Source organism: Paenibacillus pabuli (assembly GCF_039831995.1).
Classification (GTDB): Bacteria; Bacillota; Bacilli; order Paenibacillales; family Paenibacillaceae; genus Paenibacillus; species Paenibacillus pabuli_C.
In genome coordinates, this window is sequence record NZ_JBDOIO010000004.1 from 670,608 (window position 1) to 685,832 (window position 15,225).

A 15,225-nucleotide genomic window follows, 5' to 3' on the forward strand; every position below is an offset into this window, starting at 1 on the left:
ATGACACATCGATCCAAAGGGATACTGGCCGTAATGGCGATGCTGCTGCTCAGCTCCTGCCAGGATACGAGCATTGTGAATGAGATCAGTCTCGTGCTAACTTCCGCATACGATCTGAAAGATAATCAAATTCACAACAGTGTGCTCATCGGTGAGTACACGGAGAAGGACAAAAGTGATGTCGAACTGCTGGAGATTGATTCAAGCAACAGTTTCGATGTCATGCCAAGAATGAATATGCAGGCGAAAGAGCCTATTGAATATGGTCAATTAAGAATGATGGTTCTGGGCGAGGCATATGCGAAACACGGTGTAGACGATATTCTGCGTGTGTTAGCCCATAATACCCGAGTGTCCAGGCGTATGCAGTTTGCCGTAGCGGAAGGAAAGGCACTGGATATCATTAAGGCATCCATTCCCGCTCATGATCCGCTGTATCTGATGAAATTAATCGAGCAAAACGGCAACTTCGCGAATCTGCCTCACTTCAGTCTGCATCAGACGTTGTTCCAATATTTCAGCAAAGGACAGGATATCTATCTCCCTCGGCTTCGTTTGAACGATCAGGATAAAATTATGCTGGATGGACTCGTGGTTTTCAAAGGGGAAAAGGCTGTACTTCAGCTGAGCGATGAAGAGGGGCTTTGTTTGAAGCTGCTTACGGAGGATGCCAAGAATGGTAAGTTTCTTGCACAGACGGATCAGGTGGGGGAGGCAAAAAAACAAGCGGTTAATACCACAGACAATGATGCCCTAATTAAAATTTTATCTTCTTCCGTGAAGCATCAGATGGTTCCAGACACGCCAGCAGCAACTTTGGATTCGAAGATTCACATCCGTGCTTCCGTGATTAAAGCTTCGCGGAATGATTTTCTGTTATCCGGTCAGGAGATAAAGGAACTGGAAGCAGAGATGAAAAGGCATATGGAATCTAAAATCAATCAACTGATCCGCAAGTGTCAGAGAGAAAATGTGGATCCGTTCGGGTTTGGAGAGTATGTAAGAAGTCGCACCCACCACTGGAACAATGAAACGTTCTACAAGGAATATGGCTCCATGGACATTCGGGCCCACGTGGAACTGACTCTTATTCAGGATGGCATTCAGGAATAGAAACAGGAAAACCCGCTCTAACCTCAGATCTGAAGATGGCGGGTCTTTCACATGTGCTAATCATCATGTTCTACGTCAGAGGTTTGGAATGAAGTAGGGACATCCGCTCCAAATAACGCTGGAAAAACCAAATGCAAATCGCCAGCCAGCTTCCGCTCAGAAAGTAGCCTCCGGCAATATCACTGGGATAGTGTACACCCAGATAAACCCGGCTCATGCCAATGGTCAAAATAAATGCTGAACTCAAGATGATCATGATCACCCGTCCTGTCGCTGTGGGGATATGCTTCCAGATCAGAAAGGCCAGCCCGCCATATAGGCTGAATGCGGCCATCGAGTGTCCGCTCGGGAAGCTGTATCCGCTCGCTTCTATAATGCGGTGAATGGTTGGTCTCGCACGCTGAAATGCAAGTTTCAACAGGGTGTTCAGCAAGGTGGAACCAGCAATGACTGCTGCCAAAAACAGAAGTTCCCGTCGGTGTCCCAGGAAAAGATATAATACCATCATGGAGATGATCGTTATGATGATCACAGGCCATCCGCTTCCAATCCAGGTGAACACCTGCATCCACTTGGTCACTCCGGGAGCTTCCATTCCTTGTATCCATCCAATCAGGTTATTATCAAACCGGTGGATCTGGTTGTCACTGATGGATAAGGCAATCAGTGCAAATACGGTAAGGCTCAATGCTGCAAGGAGCAGCGGGATAGAGAAGGCCTTTTTCCCTTGCTGTATCAAATGTCATGTTCCTCCAGGATGTCTGAATTTCATATGTTGGGCCGCCAGCCATACGATATTGATATTATGCTATAATCTTACATTAAATATTGCTTGAGTAAAAATAATAGCGACTCAGTTCAGTTGAAGCATATATTCATACGCGGTAACGCCGAAGACACGCTTAAAATGCCTGTTCAGATGCGTCAGATCGACGAAGCCGTATTCGGCTACCGCGGAGTAAATATCCTTATGCTTCTCGATGGCCTGCCGGGCATGTTCAACCTTACAGTTCAGGAAAAACTGGTAGGGGGATATGCCTGCCTGTGACTTGAATTCACGGATAAACTGGAACTTGGACATGTTGAATTCGGTACAAAGGTCGTCCAGTTTCAGCACATCATCAAACCGGCTGAACATCATTTCCTTAGCCTTGCGGACAAGCCCGTCGCGAGGTCCGGAAATGTGGCTATCGATCTCCGACTGGGACAGCAGGTGTACAAGGCTGAAGACCAGTTCACTGCATTTGGCTTCATTCTGCCCGTTCTGTACGGCATGGTTCAGCATGAGAATACTTCGTGCCAATCCGGGATCATAGACGATGGGAGTGGAGAAACGCAATTCCTTTTTCCCCAGAATGTCTTCTACCACCTCCGGCTTCAGATACAACATGACGTAGTCGATTCCGGCCTTGTCGTAAGAACTGCCATCATGGGACTGCTCCCGATTAAACAGCATGACCCCGTTCTGGTGGGAAGCCTGATAATGACCATCCAGATGATACTGCTGGATACCGCGCAGCGTCACGCCAACCGCATATTCCTCATGACAGTGCTTCTTATACGTAAAATCCGTAAAACTGGCTGAAAGGGCCAGAACATCGGACGATTTCTTATAATTAAACAGCTCCACTCCTTGCACCCCTCCAATCTAGATGAGTCCCGATACCATAATGGCTGAGTATACCAAAAAGAGAGCCATCACGATACTAAAAGCTTTTTGATGATCATGCAAAAACTTCCTGAACACAGAGCCGAAAACAACCCAGCTCGTAAAGGCCAAAAATCCAATCAAAGTAATGAGAAAGACGAATAGCACCGTGGACAGCGAGGAATCGTAATAAGGCAGTACATAGCTGGGGATGACGGTGAACGTGAACAGAATCACTTTCGGATTCACAAACTGCATGATTAAACCGCTCACAAATCCGGTCGCTTGCTTCGGTGCCTCCGCGGAAGATCCCATCTTGTAGATCTGATAGGCGAGGTACAGCATATACAGGCTGCCAACAATCTGCATCACATGCAGAAGACTGGGCAAGATGCCGGCCAGAAGATGATTGAGGAAAGCGGATGCGGCAAGCAGCATACCAAATGCCATGGTGGCTCCCCACACATAATGCATGGTTTTGCGTGCACCCGCGTGCTGGACGGAAGATAAAATGACAATATTGCTGGGTCCTGGTGTAAAGGTAACCACAATGCAATAAATCAAAAAAGATGTAAGGTTCATAGTTTCATAGTGCCTCCCCCTGGTTGTGGTTTCATGATCATACTGCGGGGATGGTTGAACCGATAGTACATTATTGCAGCAGCACAACCTGAGATCGAAAGTATGAAGATAATTTGGTCGGAGAGGAAAGCGGTTTCTTTTTTGCGTATTTGCGTTTACAATTTAAGCGGAACACAAGTGGACAGACCTCAAGGATGTGAAAACGAATATGAAAAAGACATTGCTGGTCTACATTTTGCTTATCTCTGCTTTTGCACTGTATGTACTCAGGTATGAATACTCAAGCGAAGCGAATGGCTCTTGGGAGGCAAAGGGACTGCGTGGAGATATTGGTGAAACATACATCATGATCACATTTCAGTCCGGCTTGGAATATTGGAAAAGTGTGCTCAAAGGCTTCGAGGATGCAGGGGATGCGCTTGGAGTAACCGTGGAGTATCGGGGAGCTACCCGATATGACCCGAAGGAACAAACCACGATCATTGAGCAAGCTATTGCACGGAAACCGGCAGGCATCGCCATCTCCGCCATTGACCCGCAATCGCTTATTCCTGTGATTAACAAAGCATTGGATGCAGGCATTCCGGTGGTTTTGTTTGATGCGGATGCACCGGACAGCAGGGCTTATTCTTTTCTCGGTACGGACAATTACCAAGCTGGGGTGACTGCTGCGGACAAAATGGCCGAGCTTCTGGGCCGGGGGGGAGAAGTCGCCGTTCTGACCATGCCGGGACAGCAAAATCATGAAGAACGAACCGAAGGGTTCCGCGATACGATTCGTGACCGATACCCTTCCATGAAGGTCGTTGAAGTCGCGGATGGACACGGAGATGCTATGAAATCAAGAGATGAAGCCCTCCGAATGATGAAGGCATATCCAGAGCTCGGCGGTATTTTTGTCACCGAAGCGACTGGGGCAGCGGGTGTCGGTGAAGCGGTTCAGAATGCGGATGCAGGTCATCCGCTCCAAATCATATCCTTTGATACCAATAAAGCTACGCTGGATATGATCAAGAGCGGCACAATCTCTGCAACCATCGCACAGGGAACCTGGAACATGGGATATTGGTCCCTTCAATACCTGTTTCATTTGCATCACCAACTGACCGTACCTGCACCGTCTTCTTCCGATGAAAATGCACCGCTGCCGGTAAGGGTGGATACCGGAATTTCTGTCGTGACACGCTCGAATGTAGATGATTATTATGCCAAATAAAACGGATCATCGGTCACATATGCCTCTCAGTTGGAAGAGAATCCGCTTCCGGATGAAGAGCGGATTACAGAGTCTGCGCTTGCGTAATATGCCGCTTCGCTATCAGCTGATGCTGCTCTTTCTGCTCTTTGCGATTGTTCCTTCAGTGGGACTCGGACTGCTGGTGAACTGGACTGTGGAACGGATTGTTGAAAGACAGGTTGAGGGACACACGATGCAGCTGATCGGTAAAGTCAATGAAGCACTTGACAGCAAGATGGAGAATTTGCAAAACATGACCTATCTGATTGCGTTTGACCCGGATATCCGTGCGTTCATGGAAGGAAAAACGGAGTTTGACGGTCATACAGGAGCAGCCGTATCCAGTGGCGATTCGAACCAGTCCACAGATCAGGATCAACTGTATGGGATCAAGCAGTTTTTGCAGGGATTCACGACATTGTATCCGGAGATAGCAGGAATTGTCCTCGTGAATGGAAACGGAGATTACATTAGCAACGAGATGTACCCGAAAACCAATCTGAGCCTGGTTCAGGAGGAATGGTACCAAGGTGCATCCCGGAATGCCGGCATTTTTACGGTTCTGGGTCAACCGAGACAGCGTAACATCACGACACATGTTCGGTATAAGGATAGTGAAATTGTGTCTGTTGCACGTTCCATTACGGATGAAACATCAGGACGCGTGCTCGGTGTCATTATGATTGACCTGAAACTGCGTACCGTATCTCAGGCCGCCAGGGATGTGACGCTGGGGAAATCCGGATATGTGATGGTGACCGATGCAGAAGGGCGAAGTGTCTATATGCCGGACAATCCACTTGTTGAGCAGATTCCATCAGCGTGGTTCCCATCCGGAGATAGCGGAATATTTAACGCAGAAGCGGATGGGAAGGAATTGTTGTTCATGTACCAGTCTTCCTCGTTCACAGGATGGAGAACTGTAGGGGTATTCCCGGCAAGGGAATCGATAGCTGAAGTCCGCCAGATTCAGTTTTACGTCGTCAGTTTTGTGTTCATGGTCTGTCTCTTTGGTCTGAGCGCTTCCCTTCGGTTCTCCAGTTCCATTGCTCAACCGATTTTCCGGTTAATGTCTTATATGCGCAGGGCGGAAACGGGAAATCTCAGATCCGGCCGCTGGAGCGACCGGGCTGATGAAATCGGCATGCTGGGCAGAAGTTTTAACCGAATGCTGGCACAGATCAGGCAGCTCATGTCCCTTAACGAATTACGGGAGCGGCAAAAACGGGATGCTGAAATGCGAAGCCTGCAGGAGCATATTAAACCTCATTTTTTATATAACACCCTGGATACGATCCATTGGATGGCACAGAGGAAAGGTGTGGACGATGTATCCGAGATGGTAGGTGCTCTGTCCAGACTGTTTCGTATCGGGCTCAGCAAAGGCAATGATTTCATTCCCTTGCAATCCGAGGTGGAACATATATCCAGTTATCTGCAAATTCAGCAGACCCGGTATCGGAACCGACTTCAATGTGAGTTGGTGATTCCGGAGGAGCTGAAGGAGCTCTTCGTGCTTAAGCTGGTGCTGCAGCCTATTGTGGAAAATGCCATTTATCACGGGATTAAGGGCAGACGAGGTCCGGGTACCATTCGAATTGAAGCCAAAGTACAAGATCATAAGCTGTATCTGACGGTACAGGATGATGGCGCCGGGATGTCCAGCGAGCGGCTGCACGAGATGGCGCAACTGCTCGGTACGCCCCTGGAAAGCATGGAAACACAGGAAGCCGGTCAGGGCGGCAAAAGCTATGGCATGCTGAATGTACAGGCACGCCTTCGGCTTTCTTTTGGAGAAGAATATGGGATCAGTTTGAATAGTCGTGAAGGTGAAGGGACTTGTGTGACCATCACTCAGCCGTTGATGAAAGAACTTCCACAAGCGTTGCAATTCGATACTGAAGGAAGGCGGGATAGTCAATGAAGGAAGCAATGATCCGAGCAGCTTGGACAGAACCAGAGACGGAGAGTACAGCAGCATCAGTGGCTGCAGCCCAGACATTGCAGTCGGCCCGGCGTTACCAAGTGCTGATCGCAGATGATGAACCGATTATTCGCGAAGGCATTCGGGATGCCATTGACTGGGAAGCGCTTGGCATGGAGGTTGCCTGTGAAGCGGAGGACGGAGAGGAAGCACTGGAGCTGGCTGTCCAGTTTGGTATTGATATCATTCTAGTGGATATGAACATGCCATTTCTGAACGGCATTGATCTGATCCGTCGCCTTCAGGACGAGTGTCCGGATTGCCGCTGCCTCATCATCTCCGGGCATGATGAGTTCGCTTATGCCCAAGAGGCTGTGCGGCTTGGCGTGGAGGATTACATTCTTAAGCCGGTAGATGCAGAGCGGCTGCACACTGCACTTATGCGCCTGAAACAGCGGATGGATGAAGAACGCAGACGTACGGCCTACGTCAAGCAGGCTGCCGACCAGATCGAACGCAATATTCCGCTGCTGCGGCAGCGTTTTTGTCTAGAGTGGCTGGAAGGACGAGCGGAAGGAAAAGATCTGACGGAGCAGCTTGCGTTCCTGCGCCTGCCATCGGATCCGCCTGTGCAGATCGGGGTCGTCCGCTGGCCTGCGGCCGAAGCACGCCAGTCCCTTATGCGGGAGAATGATCGTCAATTGTTTCTTTTTGCCGTAGAAAATATTATCGGTGAGCTGCTGGGAGATCTTCCCCATGTCCTGTTCCGGGACCCGAATGGATTAATTGGCTTCTGTCTATGGCAGACAGCTCCGGAAGAACTGGATTGCACCATTGAACAGCAAATTAGTACCTGTCTGAATATTGCTGTTCATGCTCATGTGGAGCAGAATACAGGTGCATTGGAGGAAGTCCCGAGTGCTTACCGGTTATGCCGTGAGCTTATCTATGGGGAAGCCCGCTTATCTCCGCTGGTGCGCAGAGCTCGGCAGATCATTCATGAAGGATACGCGGAACGGGAATTGACACTGGAATCGCTCGCTTCGCGTCTGCAAGTCTCCTCGGTATATCTCAGCCGGGTGCTCAAGAAAGAGTTAAACGATACATTCGTAACCCTGGTCACACATGCCCGCATCCGCAAAGCAGTACAGCTGCTGGATTCAACGGCACTGCCTATCCACAGCATTGCAGAACGGGTCGGTTACGATACCCAGCACTATTTCAGCACGGCGTTCAAGAAAGTGATGGGCATTTCACCCGCACAGTATCGGAAGGATGGGGGCACAGGGCAGAATGCCTCCGAAGACCGGGTGTAGCATCATTAGTATGACCAATACCACGGAGTTGCTCTGCTTCTTTCAGAGAAGCGGATCAGCTCTTTTTTTTATCCAGTGATGAACGGGATTCAAGTCAAAGGATGCTGCACTCCTCCTGATTATACAAAAGTTAAATTTTTATAAAAAAGGTTTAAAAGCTGCAAAGACCGTTCAAACCTCACAATGCTACGATTGGATCAGGCAAAAACAGAAGGCAATAGAAGTTCATTTCAACATTGTAAGCGTTATCTTGTGATTCATTCAGATGCGCATGGTTTGAGGAAAGGGGAACTTGATATGAAAAAAGGAGCAGCGATGATCTGGCTTCTGGTGATGACCCTGATGTTATCGGCCTGCAATCTGGCTGAGAGCGGAGCAGGCAGCAAGGAAAAAGGTTATGTCGGCATTTCTATGCCAACCAAATCCTCCGAGCGCTGGGTCGGCGACGGAGAGAACATGGTCCGCCTGTTTCAGGAACAGGGGTATAAGACGGATCTGCAGTACGCTGAGGACGTGGTCGAAAATCAGATTTCACAGATTGAGAACATGATCACCAAGGGAGTGGATGTGATGGTGATTGCATCCGTGGATGGAAATACGCTGACGGATGTAATCAAGAAGGCTCACGATGAGGGCATTCAAGTTATATCATACGACCGCCTGATCCGGAACACACCCTATCTCACGTATTATGCGACGTTCGACAACTTCAAGGTTGGGGTGCTGCAGGCTTCCTACATTGAGCAGAAGCTTGGCCTCAAGGAAGGCAAAGGACCATTCAACATCGAGCTGTTTGGCGGCTCACCCGATGACAACAATGCGTATTTCTTCTTCGACGGTGCAATGTCTGTACTGAAACCCTATATTGATTCCGGCAAGCTTGTGGTACGGAGCAACCAAACCACAATGGCACAGATTGCGACCTTGCGCTGGGATGGAGCACTCGCCCAGTCGAGGATGGATAACTTGCTAAGTGCCTATTACTCCGGAGATAACCTGGATGCAGTGTTGTCCCCGTACGACGGAATCAGCATCGGCATCATCTCGTCGCTGAAAGGTGTCGGATACGGATCAGAGAGTAAACCTCTGCCTGTTATTACTGGGCAGGACGCGGAGCTGGCCTCCATTAAATCCATTGTTGCCGGAGAGCAGACACAGACGGTATTCAAGGATACACGCAAGCTCGCGGAGCAGACGGTAGAGATGGCCAATAGCATTTTACAAGGGAAACAAGCAGAAGTGAATGACGAAAAATCATATAACAACGGGATTAAGATCATACCGGCCTATTTGCTGGATCCGATCTCCGTGGACCGGACCAATGTGGAGAAGGACATTGTCGGCACCAATTATTACACCAAAGAAGAAATCGGACTGAAATAATAATGGAAAGGAGCAAGTCCCATGACCGGAATCATATTGGAAATGAAGGGCATCACCAAAACCTTTCCTGGCGTCAAAGCACTGGAAAACGTCAATCTCAAGATCCGGGAAGGTGAAATTCATTCCCTGTGCGGTGAGAACGGTGCAGGTAAATCCACACTGATGAAAGTGCTTAGCGGTGTATATCCACATGGAACGTACGAAGGGGATATTTTGTTCCAAGGGAAAACATGCGAGTTCAAAAGCATCAAGCAGAGCGAGGATCTGGGAATCGTCATTATCCATCAGGAGCTCGCACTGATCCCTTACCTATCCATTGCCGAGAACATCTACCTGGGCAACGAGCGTGCCAGCAAAGGCATCATTGACTGGAAAGAAACATTGGTCGGCACACGTGAATTGCTCTCCAAAGTGGGCCTGAGCGAAAATCCGAACACCCTTGTATCCAACATCGGTGTAGGGAAGCAGCAGCTGGTTGAAATTGCAAAAGCACTCTCCAAAAAGGTTCGTTTGCTCATCCTGGATGAACCGACGGCAGCGCTGAATGAGGATGATAGTGAGAACCTGCTCCAATTAATGCTGGAGTTCAAGAAGCAGGGAATCGCGTGTATCCTGATCTCCCACAAGCTGAATGAGGTGTCCAAGGTATCGGACTCCGTCACGATCTTGCGGGACGGCAAGACGATCGAGACGCTGGACATGAGAAAGGATAACGTCACCGAGGATCGGATTATCAGCGGAATGGTTGGCCGTGATCTAACAAGCCGTTACCCGGAACGCCATGCAGATATCGGGAAAGTCATATTGGAAGTAAAGGACTGGACCGTCTATCACGAGCATCATGCTGATCGCAAGGTGCTGGACCGGGTCAACATGAACATCCGGCGTGGTGAGATCGTTGGCATAGCGGGTCTGATGGGTGCGGGGCGTACGGAACTGGCCATGAGCATGTTCGGCAAATCCTACGGACGCAACATATCGGGCCAGCTGATCAAGGATGGCAAACCGATTCAGAACAACAGCGTCACGGAGGCGATTCAGAACGGTTTTGCCTACGTGACGGAGGATCGGAAGGAATACGGGCTTATTCTTATGGACGATATCAAACGCAATATCTCACTAACGGGTCTGGGCAAGCTGACCAAGAACGCCGTTGTGAACGAGCGTGAAGAAGTGCTGGTTGCTGAAGAGATGAAGAAAAGCATGAATATCAAGGCACCGAGCATTTTGCAGAAAACCGGCAACCTGAGCGGTGGTAATCAGCAGAAAGTGGTGCTGAGCAAATGGATCTTTGCCGGACCGGATATTCTCATTCTGGATGAACCGACCCGTGGAATCGATGTGGGTGCCAAATTCGAAATCTATACGATTATTCACCGGCTTGCTGCTGAGGGCAAGGGCGTGCTGGTGATCTCATCCGAGCTTCCCGAGGTTCTTGGCCTGTGTGACCGGATCTATGTCATGAATGCCGGGCGTATCACGGGAGAAGTTAGCCGAGAGGAAGCAACGCAGGAAACGTTGATGAGATATATGACGAAGTCTGGAGGCGAGAAGCATGGAAATGCTAACTAAACTGTTCAAAAACAATATACGCCAATACGGCATGATTATCGCACTGGTTGTCATTATGATCTTGTTCGAGGTGCTGACTGGCGGGCTCTTGCTGAAGCCGATCAATATTACGAATTTGATCCTGCAGAACAGCTATATCCTGGTGCTCGCCATCGGGATGGTACTGGTCATCATTACCGGGCATATTGATCTGTCGGTCGGATCGGTTGCAGCCTTTGTTGGTGCGGTAGCGGCCATCATGATGGTCGACTGGCAGCTTCCGGCCTGGCTGGCGGTAATCGCCTCTTTGCTGGTCGGGGCATTAATCGGGGCATGGCAGGGCTTCTGGATCGCATATGTGCGGATTCCTGCCTTTATCGTAACCCTCGCGGGCATGCTGCTCTTCCGCGGCTTGACGATGATTGTGCTGGAGGGCCAGTCGATTTCTCCTTTTCCGGGAGGGTTCCAAAAGATTAGCTCCGGGTTCCTGCCTGATATTCAATTCTCAGGTTTCGGTCTCATCTCGATTCTTGTAGGTATCGCGCTTACGATCTGGTATATCGTGAATGAACTGCGGGAACGCCGCTCCCAGCGGAAATACGGATTCGCGGTGGTGTCCCAGGGACTTTTCCTGCTCAAGCTGATTGTGGTGGCTGCGGTGACAAACCTGTTCACCTTCGTACTCGCGAGTTACGCCGGTATTCCGAATATCTTGATCCTGCTGTTTGTACTGATCGTTGTTTACTCCTTCGTCATGAACCGTACTGTAATGGGGCGTCATGTCTATGCACTTGGCGGAAATGAGAAGGCCGCAGGACTGTCCGGAGTCAAAACGAAAAAAGTGACATTCTGGGTATTTGTAAACATGGGCGTGCTCGCCGCCGTATCTGGTCTGATCTTCGCTGCTCGTCTGAATGCGGCTACCCCAAGAGCGGGTACCAACTTCGAACTGGATGCCATTGCTGCCTGCTTTATCGGCGGAGCTTCAGCTTCAGGAGGCATTGGAACCGTGTTTGGAGCGATCATCGGCGGTTTGGTTATGGGGGTACTGAATAACGGGATGTCCCTCATTGGACTGGGCATTGACTGGCAGCAGGGAATCAAGGGTTTGGTGCTTCTGCTTGCCGTCGCCTTCGATATCTATAACAAAAACAAAAGATCAGCATAGAACGGTAGAAAACACATTCTTGTGCTGATATGTAAACGCAGAAACAGACCCGCTATCACTCATAGCAGGTCTGTTTTTCGTTTATAGCCGATCCGTTTCGATCTGTGAGGCGCAGCTATTCACATCAATGCGCCCAGGAAGCGGGTTGCGATGCCGAAGTAAATGAATAGTGACAATATATCGTTCAGTGTGGTGATCAAGGGTCCGGAAGCAACCGCGGGATCAACCTTGAAGCGACTTAGCAATAGAGGGATACATGTACCTGTCAATGTACCGATAACGAGGGTGAAGAAGAGGGACACGCCGATAATTGCGCCCAGAAGCCAGTCCCCCTGCCAGAAATAGGCGATGATTGTAATCATCACACCACATACGAGTCCAATTAGGGTACCCACCTTGATTTCCCGGCCAATCAACGCCAGTACGGTGGACTTGTCGAGCTTGCGCCCAATGAGACCGCGTACGACGACAGCCAGGGACTGCGTTCCCGTGTTCCCGGTCATACCGGCGATCATGGGCATGAAAAATGCGAGTGCGACTACCTGATTCAGTGTATCCTCGAAGAAGTCCACGATGCTGCCTGAGATGAGTCCGATGAATAGCAACAGGATGAGCCAGGGGAGCCTGCGCTTGACCGCCACGAGCGGTTTGGTATCAAAATCAATATCCTTGCCGCCACCACCCATTTTGGCAAGGTCTTCACTGGCTTCATGCATGATGATATCAATGACATCATCCATCTGAATTACGCCACACAGTCTGTGATTCTCATCGACGACGGGTAAGGCGATAAATTCATAACGCTGCAGCAGCTGAGCAGCTTCTTCCTGGTCCATGTCCACGGTCGCATAAATGACGCGCTTCGTCATCAGCTCCTCTACCCGAGTCTTGTCACCCGCTTGAAGCAGGGATCGGTGACTGACGACTCCAACGAGTTTGCCTTCATCATCCGTAACGTACAGATAGCTCGTTGCGGGAATAGGCGGAGTGCCCTGGGACTCCCTTATCGCTTCCTTCGCGGTCTCATGGGCCAGAAGAGTACGGTAACGGTCGGTCATGATCCGGCCAGCTGTCTCGGGCGGATAGTTCAGTACGGAACGGATAATGGCCGAATGGTCGAGATGCATGTTCGATAACAGCTGTTCCCTGCGCTTGGCAGGCAAATCATGCATGAACCGGATCAGATCACTCTTGTCCATCTGCTGCATGACCTCCAGCGTACGTTCCGGCCCAAGCTGTTCGAACAGTTTAACCTGTTCGTGAAGCGGGAGTGACTCAGCCATATCGGCGAGAACATCCGGCTTGAACAGGAGCAGAAATCGCTTCGTTTCCTGTTCGGGAAACCTTTTGTAGACGAGAGTAAGATCGTAGGGATGCAGTTCTTTTATCGCTTTATAAAATTCGGGGAGGTCTTGGGCTTGTACATATTGAACCAGCAGTTCTGTGATTTCTTCGATTGAAACGTCTTTAGAGGGCTGAGGTCCGTTTTTGTTCATATCCAGACTCCTTTCTAGAGGCGGGGCTCCGTATTTTTAAACGCAATGAAAGGGAGGTAAACAGCGAATTCGATGAGTGAGGCCATGTAGGTGGCTATTGAAATCTTGCTCAACCATTCGTACCGGGCTTACAAATGGGCGCTGCGGAGATATACTGGATGTACAAGTAACTGATGAGGAGGGCTTGCACTAGTGGAAACAGAGATCAGAACACAGCTGCTCAGTCTGGCCGAACCAGAGTACCAAAAATTCTCGGCTGCATTGATTCCCAATATTACAAATCTGATGGGAGTTCGATTGCCTGCGATACGAAAGATGGCGAAAAAGCTCGCTGCAGGGGACTGGCGTGCGTATCTGGAAACGGCAGACGATGAATACTTCGAAGAAGTGATGCTGCAAGCGATGGTTATTGGTCATGTCCAGACTGATCTGGATGAATGGCTGGAGCATGTCGCCGCATTTGTCCCCAAGATCGATAACTGGTCGATATGTGACAGCTTCTGCGCCGGATTGAAATATACGAGGGGACATGCGGAATCCGTGTGGAATTTCCTGCAGCCTTATCTGAAATCGGATCAGGAATACGAGATACGTTTTGGCGTGGTCATGCTGTTGAACTTTTATCTGGACGAGACCTATATCGACCGTGTTCTAGTCTCATTAGATCAGATTAAGCATGAAGCGTACTATGTGAAAATGGCGGTAGCCTGGGCAATATCCATGGCCTATGTGAAACAGCCGGAAGTGACGATGCGTTATTTGAAGAACAATACGTTGGATGATTTTACCTACAATAAAGCTCTGCAGAAAATAACGGAGTCCTATCGCGTTGATCCGGAGACCAAGCAGATGATTCGCAGCATGAAACGGAAAACGAAGAGATCTGTTCGTGTTTAGCAGAGGAGTCTTCTTTATATAGAAAGAAACGAAATGAAATACTCAATGGGGAGGACAGTGGACACATGCGAAAAAAGATCATGTGGGCGACCTTGGAGCTGGACGGAAGTCCGTGGGTGTTGATCGCTACGGAACAGGGCATATGCCGTATTGTCATGCCGAATGAAACGTTGGAGGACTGGAGCAGCTGGATGAACCGGATTGCGCCAGGAGTGGAGCTGGTAGAAGATGAGGAGGCCTTACAGCGAACAGGCATGGTGGATTGGCTGCAATCTTATTTTGCAGGGGAGCAGATCCGTTATACGGATGAAATTCCGCTTGATCTGATCGGGACAACGTTCCAGCAGCAGGTGTGGAAAGAGCTGGGACGTGTCCCTTATGGTGAAGTTCGCACATATGGCGATATTGCGGCTGCAATTGGCAGACCTACCGCGGTTCGTGCGGTTGGGGCAGCGAATGGAGCCAATCCCATTCCACTTCTGCTGCCATGTCACCGCATCATCGGTGCCAACCGCAAGCTGACCGGATTTCGTGGAGGTCTGGAGTTGAAGCGCAGACTGCTAGACTTAGAGCGGATTGAAGGCGTGACGGATGGCGGGCATGAGCGGTTTCATTTTTGAAGAGCGGTGGTTTTGTCGATGGATAAGGTGCAGGCACTTAGTTGTGCCTGTTTTTGCGTTCTCTGATTATCGTTCCGAGCGTCTGTGGAAAAACTAGAATAAGTAGGAGGATCACCGTGTACGAACCCCAATGCACTTCTGAAAGGGACGTCCCTGTTACCGTATAATACAGCATCATGAAAAGCGTGATTGCAATTGCACTTACAAGGATATGAAGCCATTTGCTCATGTTGAGTGCACACCTTTCCGCTAGTCAGATCCAAACGATCCTCGTATGGAAGACCAACGTT

The 15,225-nt window shown here is 49.6% G+C and carries 13 protein-coding genes; 9 read left to right on the forward strand and 4 right to left on the reverse strand.

Annotated features, from left to right (window positions below):
- Positions 1-1,113, forward strand: coding sequence for a Ger(x)C family spore germination protein (locus ABGV42_RS22605; RefSeq protein ID WP_347383776.1), 1,113 nt, complete (start codon positions 1-3; stop codon positions 1,111-1,113).
- A gap of 70 nt (positions 1,114-1,183) precedes the next feature.
- Here the strand turns inward: ABGV42_RS22605 and ABGV42_RS22610 are convergent, their stop codons facing one another.
- From ABGV42_RS22610 to ABGV42_RS22620, 3 genes are all read right to left on the reverse strand, one after another.
- On the reverse strand, positions 1,184-1,852 hold the full coding sequence (locus tag ABGV42_RS22610; protein ID WP_347383777.1) for a phosphatase PAP2 family protein: 669 nt from the start codon (positions 1,850-1,852) through the stop codon (positions 1,184-1,186).
- A gap of 114 nt (positions 1,853-1,966) precedes the next feature.
- Positions 1,967-2,743 (reverse strand): AraC family transcriptional regulator, encoded by a 777-nt coding sequence (locus ABGV42_RS22615; RefSeq protein ID WP_347383778.1) that lies wholly within the window; start codon positions 2,741-2,743, stop codon positions 1,967-1,969.
- An 18-nt stretch (positions 2,744-2,761) separates the two neighbouring features.
- On the reverse strand, positions 2,762-3,343 hold the full coding sequence (locus ABGV42_RS22620; RefSeq protein WP_347383779.1) for a LysE family translocator: 582 nt from the start codon (positions 3,341-3,343) through the stop codon (positions 2,762-2,764).
- A 208-nt stretch (positions 3,344-3,551) separates the two neighbouring features.
- Between ABGV42_RS22620 and ABGV42_RS22625 the strand changes: the two genes are divergently transcribed.
- The 6 genes from ABGV42_RS22625 (at position 3,552) to mmsB (ending at position 11,922) form a co-directional block, all read left to right on the forward strand.
- Complete coding sequence (locus ABGV42_RS22625; RefSeq protein WP_347383780.1) at positions 3,552-4,559, forward strand: substrate-binding domain-containing protein; 1,008 nt, start codon at positions 3,552-3,554, stop codon at positions 4,557-4,559.
- 52 nt (positions 4,560-4,611) lie between these two features.
- Positions 4,612-6,504: a cache domain-containing sensor histidine kinase gene (locus tag ABGV42_RS22630; protein ID WP_347383781.1), complete on the forward strand. Its 1,893-nt coding sequence runs from the start codon at positions 4,612-4,614 to the stop codon at positions 6,502-6,504.
- Positions 6,501-7,820, forward strand: coding sequence for a response regulator transcription factor (locus ABGV42_RS22635; RefSeq protein ID WP_431523669.1), 1,320 nt, complete (start codon positions 6,501-6,503; stop codon positions 7,818-7,820). Before ABGV42_RS22630 ends, ABGV42_RS22635 begins: the two co-directional genes overlap by 4 nt.
- 297 nt (positions 7,821-8,117) lie before the next feature.
- Entirely contained in the window at positions 8,118-9,203 is a 1,086-nt protein-coding gene (gene chvE / locus ABGV42_RS22640) for a multiple monosaccharide ABC transporter substrate-binding protein (protein WP_347383782.1), read from the forward strand.
- 21 nt (positions 9,204-9,224) lie between these two features.
- Positions 9,225-10,775, forward strand: coding sequence for a multiple monosaccharide ABC transporter ATP-binding protein (gene mmsA / locus ABGV42_RS22645; RefSeq protein WP_347383783.1), 1,551 nt, complete (start codon positions 9,225-9,227; stop codon positions 10,773-10,775).
- Positions 10,759-11,922 (forward strand): multiple monosaccharide ABC transporter permease, encoded by a 1,164-nt coding sequence (mmsB, locus tag ABGV42_RS22650; RefSeq protein ID WP_095359718.1) that lies wholly within the window; start codon positions 10,759-10,761, stop codon positions 11,920-11,922. Before mmsA ends, mmsB begins: the two co-directional genes overlap by 17 nt.
- Before the next feature lie 119 nt (positions 11,923-12,041).
- Here the strand turns inward: mmsB and mgtE are convergent, their stop codons facing one another.
- Positions 12,042-13,418 (reverse strand): magnesium transporter, encoded by a 1,377-nt coding sequence (gene mgtE, locus ABGV42_RS22655; protein ID WP_347383784.1) that lies wholly within the window; start codon positions 13,416-13,418, stop codon positions 12,042-12,044.
- Between the two features lie 192 nt (positions 13,419-13,610).
- Between mgtE and ABGV42_RS22660 the strand changes: the two genes are divergently transcribed.
- Together ABGV42_RS22660 and ABGV42_RS22665 are read left to right on the forward strand one after the other, a co-directional pair.
- Entirely contained in the window at positions 13,611-14,315 is a 705-nt protein-coding gene (locus ABGV42_RS22660) for a DNA alkylation repair protein (protein WP_347383785.1), read from the forward strand.
- A gap of 65 nt (positions 14,316-14,380) precedes the next feature.
- The gene (locus tag ABGV42_RS22665) at positions 14,381-14,935 is read left to right on the forward strand and encodes a methylated-DNA--[protein]-cysteine S-methyltransferase (protein ID WP_347383786.1); all 555 of its coding nucleotides are present in this window, start codon (positions 14,381-14,383) and stop codon (positions 14,933-14,935) included.
- Positions 14,936-15,225 lie beyond the last annotated feature (290 nt).

Bases quoted from the DNA above. Each gene is read 5' to 3' on its own strand.
- mmsB (WP_095359718.1), top strand. From the start codon at position 10,759: ATGGAAATGCTAACTAAACTGTTCAAAAACAATATACGCCAATACGGC.
- ABGV42_RS22620 (WP_347383779.1), bottom strand. From the start codon at position 3,343: ATGAACCTTACATCTTTTTTGATTTATTGCATTGTGGTTACCTTTACA.
- mmsA (WP_347383783.1), top strand. From the start codon at position 9,225: ATGACCGGAATCATATTGGAAATGAAGGGCATCACCAAAACCTTTCCT.
- ABGV42_RS22635 (WP_431523669.1), top strand. From the start codon at position 6,501: ATGAAGGAAGCAATGATCCGAGCAGCTTGGACAGAACCAGAGACGGAG.
- ABGV42_RS22625 (WP_347383780.1), top strand. From the start codon at position 3,552: ATGAAAAAGACATTGCTGGTCTACATTTTGCTTATCTCTGCTTTTGCA.
- ABGV42_RS22665 (WP_347383786.1), top strand. From the start codon at position 14,381: ATGCGAAAAAAGATCATGTGGGCGACCTTGGAGCTGGACGGAAGTCCG.
- ABGV42_RS22630 (WP_347383781.1), top strand. From the start codon at position 4,612: ATGAAGAGCGGATTACAGAGTCTGCGCTTGCGTAATATGCCGCTTCGC.
- mgtE (WP_347383784.1), bottom strand. From the start codon at position 13,418: ATGAACAAAAACGGACCTCAGCCCTCTAAAGACGTTTCAATCGAAGAA.
- chvE (WP_347383782.1), top strand. From the start codon at position 8,118: ATGAAAAAAGGAGCAGCGATGATCTGGCTTCTGGTGATGACCCTGATG.
- ABGV42_RS22605 (WP_347383776.1), top strand. From the start codon at position 1: ATGACACATCGATCCAAAGGGATACTGGCCGTAATGGCGATGCTGCTG.